14 protein-coding genes are annotated in these 13,814 nt (G+C 67.3%); 3 read left to right on the top strand and 11 right to left on the bottom strand.

All coding sequences use genetic code 11. The features are described 5' to 3' along the window. Positions 1-33 precede the first annotated feature (33 nt). Together ACUDCK_RS07390 and ACUDCK_RS07385 are read left to right on the top strand one after the other, a co-directional pair. Positions 34-1,764, top strand: coding sequence for an ArnT family glycosyltransferase (locus ACUDCK_RS07390; RefSeq protein ID WP_064526913.1), 1,731 nt, complete (start codon positions 34-36; stop codon positions 1,762-1,764). Continuing rightward, positions 1,761-3,167, top strand: coding sequence for an MATE family efflux transporter (locus tag ACUDCK_RS07385; protein WP_064526915.1), 1,407 nt, complete (start codon positions 1,761-1,763; stop codon positions 3,165-3,167). Before ACUDCK_RS07390 ends, ACUDCK_RS07385 begins: the two co-directional genes overlap by 4 nt. 110 nt (positions 3,168-3,277) lie before the next feature. On the opposite strand, the gene paaK is transcribed toward ACUDCK_RS07385, so the two are convergent. The 9 genes from paaK to paaA form a co-directional block, all read right to left on the bottom strand. Next, positions 3,278-4,594 (bottom strand): phenylacetate--CoA ligase PaaK, encoded by a 1,317-nt coding sequence (gene paaK / locus ACUDCK_RS07380; protein WP_049072393.1) that lies wholly within the window; start codon positions 4,592-4,594, stop codon positions 3,278-3,280. A 94-nt stretch (positions 4,595-4,688) separates the two neighbouring features. Then, the gene (paaI, locus tag ACUDCK_RS07375) at positions 4,689-5,162 is read right to left on the bottom strand and encodes a hydroxyphenylacetyl-CoA thioesterase PaaI (RefSeq protein ID WP_049072392.1); all 474 of its coding nucleotides are present in this window, start codon (positions 5,160-5,162) and stop codon (positions 4,689-4,691) included. Further along, positions 5,162-5,950 carry a 2-(1,2-epoxy-1,2-dihydrophenyl)acetyl-CoA isomerase PaaG gene (gene paaG, locus ACUDCK_RS07370; protein WP_054484665.1) on the bottom strand — a complete coding sequence of 263 codons (789 nt, stop codon included), beginning with the start codon at positions 5,948-5,950 and terminating at the stop codon, positions 5,162-5,164. Before paaG ends, paaI begins: the two co-directional genes overlap by 1 nt. A 15-nt stretch (positions 5,951-5,965) precedes the next feature. Next, positions 5,966-7,630, bottom strand: coding sequence for a phenylacetic acid degradation protein PaaN (gene paaN / locus ACUDCK_RS07365; protein ID WP_049072390.1), 1,665 nt, complete (start codon positions 7,628-7,630; stop codon positions 5,966-5,968). A 45-nt stretch (positions 7,631-7,675) separates the two neighbouring features. Beyond that, positions 7,676-8,764, bottom strand: a complete 1,089-nt coding sequence (gene paaE, locus ACUDCK_RS07360; protein WP_054501431.1) for a 1,2-phenylacetyl-CoA epoxidase subunit PaaE — start codon at positions 8,762-8,764, stop codon at positions 7,676-7,678. Positions 8,765-8,778: 14 nt separating this feature from the next. After that, positions 8,779-9,285: a 1,2-phenylacetyl-CoA epoxidase subunit PaaD gene (paaD, locus tag ACUDCK_RS07355; RefSeq protein ID WP_049077577.1), complete on the bottom strand. Its 507-nt coding sequence runs from the start codon at positions 9,283-9,285 to the stop codon at positions 8,779-8,781. After that, entirely contained in the window at positions 9,282-10,046 is a 765-nt protein-coding gene (paaC, locus tag ACUDCK_RS07350) for a 1,2-phenylacetyl-CoA epoxidase subunit PaaC (RefSeq protein ID WP_144655013.1), read from the bottom strand. The genes paaD and paaC overlap by 4 nt, the downstream gene beginning before the upstream one ends. Before the next feature lie 15 nt (positions 10,047-10,061). Beyond that, positions 10,062-10,346, bottom strand: a complete 285-nt coding sequence (gene paaB, locus ACUDCK_RS07345; RefSeq protein WP_006388300.1) for a 1,2-phenylacetyl-CoA epoxidase subunit PaaB — start codon at positions 10,344-10,346, stop codon at positions 10,062-10,064. A gap of 89 nt (positions 10,347-10,435) precedes the next feature. Beyond that, positions 10,436-11,425: a 1,2-phenylacetyl-CoA epoxidase subunit PaaA gene (gene paaA, locus ACUDCK_RS07340; RefSeq protein ID WP_049072388.1), complete on the bottom strand. Its 990-nt coding sequence runs from the start codon at positions 11,423-11,425 to the stop codon at positions 10,436-10,438. A gap of 172 nt (positions 11,426-11,597) precedes the next feature. Here paaA and paaX point away from each other — a divergent pair, with 172 nt between their 5' ends. Further along, positions 11,598-12,527, top strand: coding sequence for a phenylacetic acid degradation operon negative regulatory protein PaaX (gene paaX / locus ACUDCK_RS07335; RefSeq protein WP_175167624.1), 930 nt, complete (start codon positions 11,598-11,600; stop codon positions 12,525-12,527). Between the two features lie 9 nt (positions 12,528-12,536). Here paaX and ACUDCK_RS07330 read toward each other — a convergent pair whose 3' ends face one another. Both ACUDCK_RS07330 and orn read right to left on the bottom strand, forming a co-directional pair. Beyond that, positions 12,537-13,169 carry an NAD(P)H-hydrate epimerase gene (locus ACUDCK_RS07330; protein ID WP_175167623.1) on the bottom strand — a complete coding sequence of 211 codons (633 nt, stop codon included), beginning with the start codon at positions 13,167-13,169 and terminating at the stop codon, positions 12,537-12,539. A gap of 36 nt (positions 13,170-13,205) precedes the next feature. After that, positions 13,206-13,751, bottom strand: coding sequence for an oligoribonuclease (gene orn, locus ACUDCK_RS07325; RefSeq protein WP_026382789.1), 546 nt, complete (start codon positions 13,749-13,751; stop codon positions 13,206-13,208). Between the last annotated feature and the right edge of the window lie 63 nt (positions 13,752-13,814).

The raw sequence follows: 13,814 nt of genomic DNA, 5'->3' as shown, positions 1-13,814 counted from the left end.
GCGCTTCCCGATCTCTCGGTTACATTAACGCCCGTGTCCCCACTTTCCATTTCCACTCCGGCCCGGCTGACGTCCGTGGCCACCGCGAAACTGCCCAGGCTGATCCTGCTGGGGCTGGCCCTGGCGTATATCGTCGCCGGCCTGTTCATGCGCGACCCGTGGAAGACCGACGACGCGGTCGGGCTGGCGACGATGATCACCGCCATCCGCGAAGGCGGGATCACCTGGCTGCTGCCGCAAGTGGGGCACCTGGCGCATGCCGAGGAAGGTCCGCTGATCACCTGGATCGGCGCGATCAGCATCTGGCTGTTCGGCCCCCTCATCGGCGACATCACCGCCGGTCGCCTGCCCAATTTGCTGTGGTTTGGCGTGACGGCCATGAGCGTCTGGTACGGCACCTACCTGCTCGGCCGCCGCGCCGAAGCCCAGCCGCTGGCGCTGCCCTTCGGTGGCGAACCGGAGCCGCGCGACTACGGCCGCATGCTGGCCGACGCCGCCCTGCTGCTGTTGCTGGCCACGGTCGGCATCCTGCAGCGCACCCATGAAACCACGGTGGTGCCCGCCATCATGGCGTGCCAGGCGCTGGCCTTCTATTCGCTGGCGCGCACCGTGGACCGCCCCGTCACCGGCTCGACCACGCTGGGCATCGCATTGGCGGCCAGCTTCCTCACGCGCGGCTGGATCGGCGCCCTGCCGATCATGGTCGCCGCCCTGCTCGCGTTCTATCCGCGCGGGCCGCTCTGGAAATGCAAGCGCTGGCTGCCCTGGGCCGCGCTGGTCGCCGCCGTCCTGATCCTGGCCTGGTGGATCCCGGCCAGCCAGAGCAGCGAATACTGGATCCGCAACTGGAAGACCTGGAACCTGGCGTCCTTCGCCGTGCCCACCTTGCACGATGTGGGCCGCACGCTGCGCGACCTGCCCTGGTACCTGTGGCCGACCTGGCCGCTGGCCCTGCTGGCCATCTGGCGCTGGCGCGCCTGGATCTATGCGCCGCACATCTGGGTGCCGCTGATGCTGCTGATCTGCTCGGCCCTGGTGCTGTTCGGGCTGGACGAGGCAAGCGACTCCGAATACGTGCTGCTGGCCGTGCCCTGCGCGGTGCTGGGGGCGTTCTCGCTGCCGACCCTGCGGCGCGGCGTGGTCAACACGCTGGACTGGTTCGCCGTGATGTGTTTTTCGCTGACCGCCGCCACCGCGTGGCTCGGCTGGATCGCCCTGCACTTTCACTGGCCGGCGCAGATCGCCCGGAACATCGGCCGCCAGACCACCGGCTACGAACCCGTCATTTCCTGGACCGCCTTCGCCCTGGGCGTGGCCTTCACCATCGGCTGGATCGCGCTGGTGGTCTGGCGCCTGCGGGTCAAGCCCCAGGCGCTGTGGCGCGGCACCGTGCTATCGGCCGGCGGCCTGACCGTCACCTGGATCCTGCTGGTGCTGCTGTGGCAGCCGGCGGTCGACTACGCCCGCAGCTACCGCACGGTATCCGGCGAACTGGCGCAGGCGATCGAACAGAACATCCGGCCGGGCGAATGCGTGCGCGGCCTGAGCCTGGGCAGCGGGCAGCGCGCCTCGTTCCTGATCTTCAACAACCTGACGTTCACGTTCGATTCGAAGTGCACGCTGGTGCTGCAGCAGACCACCAACCAGAGCTTGCGCGACAACACCGCCGCCTACAGCGACAGCGCCGACGTGCTGTGGCAAGGCGGGCGCCGCGCCGATCGCCAGGAAGTGTTCCGCCTGCTGCGAGTCGGCCCCACCCGATGACGCCTGCCCAACCGGCGGCGCCCGGTTTCGGCGCCACCCTGCGCAACATCGCCAAACAGGCGTGGCCGGTCCTGGTGAGCCAATGGGCCGGCATCTCGTTCGGCGTCCTCGATACCGCCATGACCGGCCACGCCAGCGCCAACGACCTGGCGGCGATGGCGCTGTCCGCGTCGATCTACATCACCGTGTTCGTGGGCCTGATGGGCGTGGTCCACGCCCTCATCCCGATCCTGGCGCAGCACTTCGGCGCCGGCAACAATCGCGAAGTCGGCCGTAGTTGGGGCCAGGGCGTGTGGCTGGCGCTGGGCCTGTCAGCGGTGGGCGCCATCCTGATGCTGTTCCCGAACTTCTGGCTGTCGATGTCCGGCAACGTCGATCCCGGGGTGCGCGAGCGCATCGCCTCGTACCTGCGCGCGCTGATCCTGGCACTGCCGGCCGCGCTGGTGTTCCGCACCATCTACGCGCTCGGCACCTCGGTGTCGCGGCCCAAGCTGGTGATGGCGATCAATCTCACCGCCATCGGCTTCAAGGCCTTCTTCAACTGGCTGTTCATCTACGGCAGCCTGGGCCTGCCGGCGATGGGCGCCACCGGCGCCGGGCTGGCCACCGCCATGGTCTCGTGGATGAGCCTGGGGCTGGGCCTGTGGGTCATCACCCACGACCGCTATTACCGCCGCTTCCACCTGCACGTCGGCCGGCCCGACTGGAAGACGCTGAAAGAACTGCTGCGGCTGGGCATCCCCATGGGCGGTTCGTATCTGGTGGAAGTCTCGGCCTTCACGTTCATGGCCCTGCTGGTGGCGCGCGAGGGCACTTTCGTGACTGGCGGCCACCAGATCATGTCGAACCTGGCCGCGCTGTGCTACATGATGCCGATGGCACTGGGCGTGGCCACCGCCGCACTGACGGCGCAGGCGATCGGCGCGGGCAACCTCGCGCATGCCCACCGCACCGGCATGGCGGGCCTGGCGCTGGGGCTGATGGGCGCCCTGCTGACCGCGGTAGTACTACTGGCAGGTCGCCCGCTGATCCTGGCGGCCTACACCGATAATTCCCAGGTGGCCGCGGTGGCGACCACGCTGCTGGCGGTGCTGCCGCTGTTCCACCTGTTCGACTCCATGCAGTGCATCAACTCCTACCTGCTGCGCGCCTACAAGGTGGCGGTGGTGCCGCTGCTGCTGCAGACGGTGGCACTGGCCGGCGTCGGCCTGGTCGGCGGCTGGTGGTTCGGTTTCGGACCGGGGCGCGGTGGCCTGGACGGGCTGCGCGAGATCCTGGTGCCCGGCTCGCCGCAGGGGGCGGGCAGCATGTGGCTGATGGCTATGGTCGGTCTGGCGCTGTCGGCCACGCTGCTGCACTTCTGGTACCGCCACATCGTGCGCGACGTGGCGCGGCAGGCCTGACGGCGCGCCCGACGGGCAGCGACGGCGCGAAAAAAAGCAGCCCGAGGGCTGCTTTTTTCATGGCGATGTGGCCGCCGCGCGCGTTGCCAGCGGCGGGACCCGCAGCGCGCTCAGCCCTTGGGACGCTTGTCGATCACACGGCGGGCCTTGCCGGTCAGCGTGCGCTCGACGTGGCCGGCGTCCGACACCTGGATGCGGGCGCTGACGCCGATGTGCGTCTTGACCGCGTGCTGCAGTTGCTTGCCCAGCGCGGCGCGCTCAGCGTCCGACAGGGTCGAGAACTCGGCGCGGACTTCCGTCAGGATCTCGAGCTCGTCCATGTTGCCGGTGCGCGACAGCACCAACTGATAATGCGGCGCCAGTTGCGCGATCTTGAGCACCAGTTCCTCGACCTGGGTCGGGAACATGTTCACGCCGCGCACGATCAGCATGTCGTCGCTGCGGCCGGTGATCTTGCCGATGCGGCGCATGCTGCGCGCGGTGGGCGGCAACAGGCGGGTCAGGTCGCGGGTGCGGTAGCGGATGATGGGCATCGCTTCCTTGGTGAGCGAGGTGAACACCAGTTCGCCCGGCTCGCCGTCCGCCACGGGCTCACCCGTATCCGGATTGATGATCTCGGCGTAGAAGTGGTCTTCCCACACCACCGGGCCGTCCTTGGTCTCGACGCACTCGCTGGCCACGCCCGGGCCCATCACTTCGGACAGGCCGTAGATGTCGACCGCGTCGATGCCGGCCTCGGCCTCGATATCGGCGCGCATCTGCCCGGTCCAGGGCTCGGCGCCGAAGATGCCGATGCGCAGCGAACTTTGACGCGGATCAATCCCCTGGCGGCGCTGCTCCTCCAGAATATTGCAGAAATAGGAGGGCGTGACCATGATGATGTCCGGACGGAAATCGTTGATCAGTTGCACCTGCTTTTCGGTCTGCCCGCCCGACATCGGGATGACGGTGCAACCCAGGCGTTCGGCGCCGTAATGCGCGCCCAGGCCGCCCGTGAACAGGCCGTAGCCGTAGGCCACGTGCACCGTGTCGCCGGGCTTGCCGCCGGCCGCGCGGATCGAGCGCGCCACCAGGTTGGCCCAGTTGTCCAGGTCGCGCTGGGTGTAGCCCACCACGGTCGGCTTGCCGGTCGTGCCGCTGGAGGCGTGGATGCGCGAAATGCGCTCGCGCGGCACCGCGAACATGCCGAACGGATAGTTCTCGCGCAGTTCCTTCTTGGTGGTGAAGGGGAACTTCGAAATGTCGGACAACTGCTTCAGGTCGTCCGGATGCACGCCGATCTCGTCGAACGCCTTCTTGTAGTGCGGCACGTTCTCGTAGGCGTGCTTGAGCGACCACTTCAGGCGCTCGAGCTGCAGCGCGCGCAGCTCATCCTGGCTGGCATGCTCGATGGGGTCCAGCCCCGGCTTGCTCATGGTGTTGGACATGGTTATCTCTCTCCTGGAATGCATCCTCCGATCCGGGGGGGCGCGCCGCGCGCCCGCCTCGGCCGGTGGTCTTGTCTCTGGTTGGTTGACGCGTTCAAGCCTCGGCCGGCGTGCCGACGATCTGCCCCTTGATGCGATAGGATCGGCCACGGAACAGGGCGACATTGCGGCCATCCTGGTTGGTGACCGTCACGTCGTACACCCCGGTGCGCCCGGCCAGCGAGCGCTCCTGCGCCACCGCGGTCAGCAGGTCGCCCTCGAAGCCGGGGGCCAGGTAATCGATGGTGCAGCCCGACGCCACGGTGCTGACGTTGCGCGAATTGCAGGAAAAGGCGAAGGCGCTGTCGGCCAGCGCGAAGATGAAGCCGCCATGGCAGGTCTTGTGGCCGTTGAGCATGTCGGGACGGACCCGCATGGTCAGGCGCGCATAGCCGGGCGCCATTTCCTCGACCTTCATGTCCAGGCCTTGCGAGGCCGCGTCGCCGGCATACATCACCGTGCCCACGGCCTGCGCCAGTTCCTGCGGATCGGTCGGCGCCTCCACGGGCGGAACGTGCGTGCTGCTCATCATTGCCCCTTGAACTGCGGTTCACGCTTGCCCAGGAACGCGGCCACGCCTTCGGCGTAGTCGGCGCTGCGGCCCAGTTCGCGCATCATGTCGCGCTCCAGGTCCAACTGGGTCGCCAGGTCATTGCCCAGGCTGGCCTGCAAGGCGCGCTTGGTGAAGGCCAGGCCCTTGGTCGGCGCGCGCGAGAAATGTTGCGCCAGGTTTTCCAGGGTCGTGTCGAACGCGTCGTCGGCCACGCATTGCCAGATCAGGCCCCAGGCCTCGGCCTGGCGCGCGCTGAGCTTGTCGCCCAGCATCGCCAGCCCCATGGCGCGGGCACGGCCGACCAGGCGCGGCAGCACGAAGGTGCCACCCGTGTCTGGGATCAGACCTAGCTTGCAGAACGACTGGATGAAGTTGGCCGATTCCTTGGCGATGACGATGTCGCCGGCGAAGGCCAGGTTGGCGCCCGCCCCCGCCGCCACGCCATTGACCCCGACCACCACCGGCATCGGCAGCGCGTTCAGGCGCCGCACCAGCGGCGCGTAGAACTTGTCGACGGTCTCGCCCAGGTCGGGCGGCGTGCCGTCGGGCGCGGGTTTGCGCTCGCTCAGGTCCTGGCCGGCGCAGAAGCCGCGGCCGGCGCCGGTAAGCACCAGCACGCGCGCGCCCTCGGTCTCGACGCGGGTCAGCGCATCCGCCACTTCAGCGTGCATGTTGGCGGTGAAGCTGTTGAGCTTGTCCGGACGGTTCAGCGTCAGGCGGGCGATGCCGTCGGCCAGTTCGAATTGGATGTCTTGATAGGTCATGTCCCGTTCCACCGTTCAAATATGGCGGCGCGTCTGCACCACGCGGAAGCGGTTGGACACGTAGGCCGAGTCGGACAGCGCCGCATTGGCCGCCGGATTGGCGCCGGTGCCGTGGAAGTCGCTGAATGCCGCGGTCTGGTTGACGAACACCGCGCCGGTCAGGTTCAGCGACAGCGACACGCCGGACTCTTCCGCCGCTTCCTGCACCTGCTCGGCCACCTCGTTGCTGGTGGTGTAGGCCGACAGCGACAGCGCGCCGTGCTCGATCACGCTGTCGCGCGCGATCTGGATGCTGTGCGCGGTGGAATCGGTGGCGACCACGAAGGCGATCGGGCCGAACCATTCCTGGCTGATGGCGGGGTTGCCGGCCTCGGTGCGCAGCAGCAGCGGCGTGCGCACGCGGGCGTTCTCGAACTGCGGGTGCGTCAGCGTCTTGCTGTCGGCCACCACCGGCAGGCCCAGCGCGCGCGCCTTCTCGATGCGTTCGACGATGCCTTCGTTCTGGATCGCGCCGGTCAGCTCGACGGCCTTGGCGGCGTCGGCGCCGAGCTTGTCGACCGCGGCGCCCAGGGCGGCGGCGACCTCATCGAAGCTGACGCGGCCTTCCGGCGTCTGGATGCCGTCGCGCGGCACGTAGATGTTCTGCGGCGCCGTGCACATCTGGCCCGAATACAACGCCAGCGAGAATGCCAGGTTGCGCGCCACGCCCTTCAGATCGGCGGCCGAATCGATGATGACCTGGTTGACGCCGGCCTTCTCGGTGTAGACCAGCGCCTGGCGGGCATTGTTCTCCAGCCAGTCGCCGTTGGCGGTGCTGCCGGTAAAGTCGATGATCTTGACCGCGGGATCCAGCGCGAGCTGGCGCGCGGTGTCTTCCTCGGCGGTATGCGCGGCCAGCAGCACCACGTCCGGGTCGAAGCCGGCTTCCTGCAGCACTTCGCGCGCCACCTTGACGGTCAGCGCCAGCGGCAGGATCGCGCCCGGGTGCGGCTTGACGATGACGGTGTTGCCGGTCGCCAGGCTGGCGAACAGGCCGGGGTAGCCGTTCCAGGTCGGGAAGGTCGAGCAGCCGATCACCAGCGCCACGCCGCGCGGCACCACGGTGAAGTGCTTTTCCATGCGGATGGGATCGTTCTTGCCCTGCGGCTTTTCCCAGATGGCGACGCCGGGGATGCGCGACATTTCCTGCCAGGCGTAGGCCACGGCCTCGAAGCCGCGGTCCTGCGCGTGCGGGCCGCCGGCCTGGAAGGCCATCATGAAGCCCTGGCCGGTGGTGTGCTGCACGGCGTAGGCCATCTCGAAGCTCAGCTTGTTCAGGCGCGCCAGGATTTCCAGCGACACGCCCACCCAGGCCTGCGGGCCGGCGCGGCGCCAGTCCTGCAGCGCGCGCTTGGATGCGGCCACCAGCTTGGCGGCGGGCACGTGCGGATAGGTGATGCCCAGGTCGAAGCCGTAGGGCGACTTTTCGCCGCCGACGGTGCCGTCGGCGTCATGCAGGTTCAGCGGGAACGGCTTGCCGCGCAGCGCCTCGAAGGCGGCGCGGCCGTCGTCATTGGCGGTCTCGCCATAGTTGCGGGGGCTGGGCGACTCGGCGAACGGGCTCCAGTAGCCGCGTAGCGCGGCGGCGGCCAGGGCTTGTTCCAGCAGGGGCTGATGGCGTTCGAAGAATTTCTGGGACACTGCGTCTCTCCAAATGGAATGGGGGTCTGACTGGCGCGCGCCGGGTCAGGTTTCCTGGTCGAAGTCGATCACCAGGCGGTCGCTGACCGGAAAGCTCTGGCAGCTCAGGATAAAGCCTCGCGCCACTTCGTAGTCTTCCAGGGCGAAGTTGGCATCCATGTCCACTTCGCCCTCGACCACCTTGCAGCGGCAGGTGGAACACACCCCGCCCTTGCACGAATACGGCAGCTCGATGCCTTGCGCCAGCGCCGAATCCAGCACGCTGTCTTTGTTCTTGTCGATCACGAACTTGCGGCTGTGGCCGTCCTGCACCACGGTCACCTCGCACTGGCCCTTGCCGGGCGCCTGGCGGGCGTCCTGCCCCGTGCGCAACGCGCGCGGCCCCTTCGGGGCGCCGAACAGTTCGAACTTGATGTTCGCCTTCGGAATGCCGCGGGCCTGCAGCCGCTCGACCACGCTCTCGGTCATGGTCTGCGGACCGCAGACAAAAGCGTAGTCGATATCCTCGGGGCTCATCCAGGCCGACATCAACTGGTCGACCTTGTCGCCGTCCAGGCGGCCGTTGAACAGCTCGATATCCTGGGTTTCGCGGCTCATGACGTAGACCAGCGAGAAGCGGTCCATGTACAGGTTCTTCAGGTCCTCGATCTCTTCGCGGAACAGCACGGCCGACGAGGCGCGGTTGCCGAAGAACAAGGTGAACTTGCTGTTCGGCTCCGTCGACAGCGCGGTCTTGACCAGCGAGAACACCGGGGTGATGCCGCTGCCGACGGCGAATGCCACGTAGTGGCGCTGGTTTTCAGGCGAGAAGTCGACGGTGAAGTTGCCGGCCGGCGCCATCACTTCCAGGGTCTGGCCCGGCTGCAGCTCGTGGTTGGCCCAGCTCGAGAAAACGCCCTCGTCGACCTTCTTGATCGCCACGCGCAGCAGCTTGTCGCGCGGCGCCGAACAGATCGAATAGGAACGGCGCAGTTCCTCGCCGTTGAGCTGCGTGCGCAGCGTCAAATATTGGCCCGGCAGGAAGGCGAATTCATCGGCCAGCGTGTCGGGCAGGTCGAATGTCACGACCACCGCGTCGCGCGTGTTGCGCGCCACCGAGGCCACTTTCAGGGGGTGGAATTGGTTCAGGCTCATTCTCGAAACCACTCTCAGTGAGTCTTGAAGTAATCGAACGGCTCGCGGCAGCTTACGCAGCGGTACAGCGCCTTGCACGAGGTCGATCCGAAATTGCTGACCAGGCGCGTGTCGCGCGAACCGCAGCGCGGGCACTCGATGGCGGGCCCGGCATTGCGCCGGCTGATGCCCGAGATGTCGATGGCCTGTTGCGCGGGCGCGGCGATGCCATAGTCCTTGAGCGCGGCGCGGCCCTTCTCGCTCATCCAGTCGGTGGTCCAGGCGGGCGACAGGCGCGTCTCGACGCGCACCTCGCCGATGCCGTGGCGCGCCAGCACCTGGCGGATGTCTTCGGTGATCTCGCGCATCGCGGGGCAGCCGGAGTAGGTCGGCGTGATGACGACGACGCAGGCGTCGCCCTCGAACGCGACGTCCCGCACCACGCCCAGGTCCACCACCGACAGCACGGGGATCTCCGGATCGGGGACCTCCTGCAGCCAGGCGTAGACCTGCTCGATGGACACGGGCACGACGGCGTTCACCACTTGGCTCCCGGATAGGCGCGCGGCAGGTACTGCATTTCCGCCAGCACGTAGCCCAGTTCCTCGGTGTGACGGCCCTGGCGACCGCCACGGTGGGCCGGGTGATCGGCCGCGGCCGCCTCCGGCACGGTCAGCGTGGCTTCCTCGAGCACTTCGCGCACATGCTGTTCCCACGGCGCGCGCAGCGCGGCCAGCTCACAGCCGATGCCGCGCGCCGCCATGTCCTGGTCGATCGCGTCGTCGGTGAACAGCTCGCCGGTGAAGCGCCAGGCGTCGTCGATCGCCGCCTGCATCCTGGCGTGGCTGGTCTCGGTGCCATCGCCCAGGCGCACCACCATGTCCGACGAACGGCGCACGTGGTAGGTCACTTCCTTGAGCGACTTGGCGGCGATGCCGGCCACGCGCTCGTCCGACGATTGCGCCAGGCGCTGCAAGAGGAAGTAGTGCCAGACGTCGAACAGGAACTGGCGCGCCATGGTGTCGGCATAGTTGCCGTTGGGCCGTTCGACCAGCAGCGCATTGTGGAACTGATGGGCATCGCGCAGATAGGCCAGCGCGTCCTCGTCGCGGCCGGCGCCTTCCACCTCGCCGGCCAGCGTCAGCCACATGCGGGCCTGGCCCAGCAGGTCGAGCGCGGTGTTGGTCAGCGCCAGGTCCTCTTCCAGGATCGGGCCGTGGCCGGTCCAGGCGCCCAGGCGTTGCGACAGGATCAGCGTGGTGTCGCCCAGGCGCAGCAGGTATTCGAAGAAAGTCTTGTCCATGTCTCCCCCGCCGCCTTACATGTGCTTGATTTCTTCAGGCATCGGAAAGAACGTGGGATGCCGGTAGACCTTGCTGTTGGCCGGCTCGAACAAGGGATCCTTGTCGCCCGGGCTGCTGGCGGAAATGTCGGAAGCCCGCACCACCCAGATGCTCAGGCCTTCGTTGCGGCGGGTGTAGACGTCGCGGGCGTGGTTGATCGCCATTTCGGCGTCGGGCGCGTGCAGGCTGCCGACGTGCTTGTGCGCCAGGCCGTGCTGGCTGCGGATGAACACTTCCCACAGAGGCCAGTCTTTGCTCATGATGGATATCCTCGGATGCCGGGCGCGCGTGGCGCCCCGGGTATTGGATGGGTAAGGAGTTGGAAGGCCGGGCGCAGCCCGGCCAAGGCTCAGGCCGCCTTGCGCTCGGCCTGCTTGTCGGCGTAGGCGACCAGCGCCTCGCGCACCCAGGCGCCGTCTTCGTGCGCCTTGACGCGCGCCGCCAGGCGCTCGCGGTTGCACGGGCCATTGCCCTTTAGCACGGCGTAGAACTCGGCCCAGTCGATTTCGCCGAAGTCGTAGTGGCCGCGCTCGGCGTTCCACTTCAGTTCGGGATCGGGAATGGTCAGGCCCAGGTATTCGGCCTGCGGCACGGTCTGGTCGACCATCTTCTGGCGCAGTTCGTCGTTGGAGAACAGCTTGATCTTCCAGGCCATCGACTGGGCGCTGTTGGGGGAGTCGGCGTCGGAGGGGCCGAACATCATCAGCGCCGGCCACCACCAGCGGTTCAGCGAGTCCTGCACCATGGCCTTCTGTTCGGGCGTGCCGTGCAGGCACATCTGCATCAGCAGGTCGTAGCCCTGGCGCTGGTGGAAGGACTCCTCCTTACAGACGCGCACCATGGCGCGGGCGTAGGGACCGTAGGAGCAACGGCACAGCGGGATCTGGTTGATGATGGCCGAGCCGTCGACCAGCCAGCCGATCATGCCGATATCGGCCCAACTGAGCGTGGGGTAATTGAAGATGCTGGAGTACTTGGCGCGGCCGGCATGCAGGTCGTCGATCAGGTCGTCGCGCGACACGCCCAGGGTCTCGGCGGCGCTGTAGAGGTAGAGGCCGTGGCCGGCTTCGTCCTGCACCTTGGCCAGCAGGATGGCCTTGCGCTTGAGCGACGGGGCGCGCGTGATCCAGTTGCCTTCGGGCAGCATGCCCACGATTTCGGAGTGGGCGTGCTGCGAGATCTGGCGCACCAGGGTCTTGCGGTAGGCCTCGGGCATCCAGTCCTTGGCCTCGATCCGCACGCCTTCGTCGATGCGGCGCTGGAACGTCTGTTCACGGCCTTCGAGCTGGTCCGCGGTCTTGACCTGCTTGACGCCGGTTTCGACGAGTTGAGCGTACATGGTTGTCTCCTTGAGACGGTTTGCGATAGCGCAAAGCAAACGCCGCGCAGGGCCGTCATGTCATAGGCGGATTATTTAATACAAAAAATCCATTGTCAAACTCAAATCTGTATCACATTGGATTTATGTATCATATTGAGGATCCCGATATCGGCCCCTTGCGGCCCCCCTTATGGCAAACCCTCAGTCGCCCCTGGACCGTTACCTGTCCCGCCTCATCAAGAGCGATCCACCGCGCGCCAAATCGCTTTGCGTCAGCTTGCTGGGGGACGCCCTGGCGCCCCATGGCGGCGCCATCTGGCTCGGCGACCTGATCGAATTGCTGGCGCCCCTGGGCATCAACGAGCGCCTGCTGCGCACCAGCGTGTTCCGGCTGGTCGCGCAGAACTGGCTGCAATCCGAACGCCATGGCCGCCGCAGCCTGTATCTGATCTCCGAGCAGGGCCTGCGCCACACGGCGCATGCGTCGCAGCGCATTTACGAAGGCGCGCCGCGGGAGTGGAGCGGAGAATGGACGCTGGTGGCGCTACCGCGCACTGGCAATGGCCTGGCCGAGCGCGCGGAACTGCGTCGCGAGCTGGTGTGGGAAGGATTCGGCATGGTCGCGCCCGGGCTGTTCGCCCATCCGCACACCGAGGCGCGCGCGGCGCACGACATCCTCGAAAAGCTGGGCATTCCGGACAAGGCGCTGGTGCTGTCGGCGCGCGATCTGGCGGGCGCCGGCGGCCTGCCGATCGCGAGCCTCGCGTCGCAATGCTGGAACCTGGAAGACGTGGCCGAGCAATACCGGCAGTTCAGCCGGAATTTCGGGCCACTGGAAAAACTGCTGGAAACGCCGCCAACGCCTTCCGACGCGTTCATCGCGCGGGTCATGCTGCTGCACAATTGGCGCCGGATCGTGTTGCACGATCCGCAGCTACCCGGCCCGATGCTGCCGGATAACTGGCCCGGCCACGCGGCGCGCGAACTCTGCGGCCGCATCTACTGGCAGGTGTTCGACGCCTCGGAAGCCCACCTGGGCGCCCTGGCCGGCCGCGACAACGAACGCTACGTGCCACTGGCCGCCGACATCGCCACGCGCTTCGGCGGACGTCCGGCGTAAGACAGCGGCTCAGCCGCCGTCGCCGGCTTGCGGTATCGCCACGCCCAACGCGTCAACATGGGATTCGCCAACGGCAAGCGCCGCGCCGGGCTGAGTGAGGCCCCTGGCCCGGGCGATGAAAGATAGTGTCCAACGAGCAAGGATCGGGCGCCCCAGCCTCGCCCCGGTGTCGGCATCCAGGCCGCTGGGCACGTCAAGCGCCAGGATCGGCACTCCCCAGCCATTGACCTGATCGACCAGCGCCTGCCAATCAGCCCCCAGGGGACGGTTCAGGCCGATACCAAACAGCCCATCGATGACCAGATCCGGCGCCCGCTGCGAGTCGAGGGCGATTTCGGTCGAACCGCCTGCGGCGATCCAACCCGCGTAGGCGCGGGCGGCGTCGGCGGGCAGGCCCTGCGCGCCCTTGGGCATCACGACCCGCACCTCAAACCCCATTTGCCGCAGGTCCGTCGCCGCCACCAGGGCATCGCCGCCATTGTTGCCGGGCCCGGCCAGCGCCAGCACCGAGGCGCCGGGCGGCACGCGCGCGGCCACGAAGCGGGCCGCGGCGGCGCCCGCCAGCGGCATCAGGCGCCGGCCCTCGGCCAATGCCTGGCGCTCGGCGGCCCGGATCCGGGCGACGGGATGGGAGCTTGGCATGGCGATTGGCGGGCGAGGCCGCCACGTCGGGGCGGTTTACACCTTCAGGAAGTGTTCGCGGTAATACTTCAGTTCGTCGATCGATTCATAGATGTCGGCCAACGCCTCGTGACGGCTCTTCTTCTCGAAACCCTTGTACACGGCCGGCGCCCAGCGGCGCGCCAGTTCCTTGAGCGTGCTGACATCCAGGTTGCGGTAGTGGAAGAACTGTTCCAGGCGCGGCATGTAAGCAAACATGAATCGGCGGTCCTGGCTGATGGTGTTGCCGCACAGAGGCGACTTGCCGGCCGGCACGTGCTGCGCAAGAAACGCCAACAGCGTATCCTCTGCCTGCGCCTCGGAAATTGTCGATGCGCGGACCTTGTCGATCAGGCCGCTCTTGCCATGAGTGGATTTGTTCCAGTTGTCCATGGCGTCGAGCAGGCTGTCGGACTGGTGCACAACCAGCACGGGGCCTTCGGCGACCACGGTCAGGTCGGCCTCGGTCACCACCACGGCGACCTCGATGATGCGTTCTTTTTCAGGGTCCAGGCCGGTCATTTCCATGTCGAGCCAGACCAGGCGGTTTTCGTTCACAGCCATATAATTTGCCTATAAAAGACGCGATTTTCAAACCCGCGATTTTCGCACATACCCATTTGAGCC

The sequence above is a fragment of the Achromobacter sp. CF-sbj1-Ac2-l genome (assembly GCF_052698165.1).
The sequence above is the reverse complement of the archived record's forward strand: the minus strand, read 5'-3'. Positions and strand labels throughout refer to the sequence as shown.